The sequence below is a fragment of the Marinifilum sp. N1E240 genome (genome assembly GCF_009295825.1).
GTDB lineage: Bacteria > Bacteroidota > Bacteroidia > Bacteroidales > Marinifilaceae > Marinifilum_A > Marinifilum_A sediminis.
Map to the genome: position 1 here is coordinate 1 of NZ_WHKF01000034.1, position 1,098 is coordinate 1,098.

Here is a 1,098-nt window from a genome sequence, read left to right on the forward strand (position 1 = left end):
GGCGTACCTTTGTCTCACGGGCAACCTGTGACGCCGACTGCGATATCGCGGATGAAGCAACGCGGTTAATGGCCATTGCGGCGGCACCAGGCACCGCCGTTTTGCTGATACGGCTGAGGTTTTCAACGGCCTGCTCAAGACCTTTTATGGCCATACATCCCCCTTTCAGCGGCGACGGTTAACGGCAGGCGGTACGCCCCGTCCAAGCCAGAGATGACAACTTCCGCCATCATCCGGCGAAACCCGATCTACCCAGAAATTTTCCTCACCGATGGTCAGCGTGTCTCCACGCCGCAGCTGCCGCACCTCATCAGTCCGGACAAACAGGGACGGGCTGGAGCCTTCAACGCGCACGCCCTGTCCGGCATAGCTGATATTTTCAGGGTCATCAAAAACACCACGTATCACCGCACCTGACTGCTCACCGGATGTAATGGTGGCTGACGTTCCCATGTACCCGCGTATCGTTTCATCGGCGCGGGCAATGGCAGCATCGAACAGGTTATCGAAATCAGCCACAGCGCCTCCCGTTATTGCATTCTGGCCAGGCCGCGCTCTGTCATTTCGGCTGCCACACCGGCAGAGACACGAAACGCCGTTCCCGGCAGCACAAATGCCACAGGTTCATCCCGCGTGGCGTGAAGTGCATCAGTATGCAGCTTCACCAGTGCCACGACCGTGACCAGTTCAGACGTATCCAGAATCACGGTATCCGGCTGCGCTGATCCCACCTCATTTTCATGTCCGGTCAGCACATTTTCCCGGCTGAGAGGGGTGTCCTGACCGGCAGTTTCATCCGTGTCATCAAGCTCCTCTTTCAGCTCTGCCACACGGAGCGCCAGTTCTTCTTTCGTCCCCGTCAGGCTGACATCACGGTTCAGTTGTTCACCCAGCGAGCGGAGACGGGCAATCAGTTCATCTTTCGTCATGGACTCCTCCACAGAGAAACAATGGCCCCGAAGGGCCATGATTACGCCAGTTGTACGGACACGAACTCATCAGGGTCAGCCAGCAGCATCAGCGGTGCTGACTGAATCATGGTGAACTCACGCGCCGGATCGCCGGTGGTCACCCAGTTTTTCGGGTAACGGGCAGAGG

At 57.9% G+C, this 1,098-nt stretch carries 4 protein-coding genes; all 4 read right to left on the reverse strand.

Annotated features, from left to right (window positions below; genetic code table 11):
• The coding region (locus GCQ56_RS20140) for a phage tail protein (RefSeq protein WP_170997307.1) at positions 1-154 on the reverse strand (154 nt) is incomplete at its 3' end.
• Between the two features lie 11 nt (positions 155-165).
• Positions 166-519, reverse strand: a complete 354-nt coding sequence (locus GCQ56_RS20145) for a head-tail joining protein (protein WP_000752979.1) — start codon at positions 517-519, stop codon at positions 166-168.
• A gap of 11 nt (positions 520-530) precedes the next feature.
• The gene (locus tag GCQ56_RS20150; protein ID WP_000158919.1) at positions 531-929 is read right to left on the reverse strand and encodes a DNA-packaging protein FI; all 399 of its coding nucleotides are present in this window, start codon (positions 927-929) and stop codon (positions 531-533) included.
• Positions 930-970: 41 nt separating this feature from the next.
• The coding region (locus GCQ56_RS20155; RefSeq protein WP_074099483.1) for a major capsid protein at positions 971-1,098 on the reverse strand (128 nt) is incomplete at its 5' end.

Excerpts from the sequence above, each read along its gene's own strand:
- GCQ56_RS20150 (WP_000158919.1), bottom strand. The coding sequence starts at position 929 with ATGACGAAAGATGAACTGATTGCCCGTCTCCGCTCGCTGGGTGAACAA.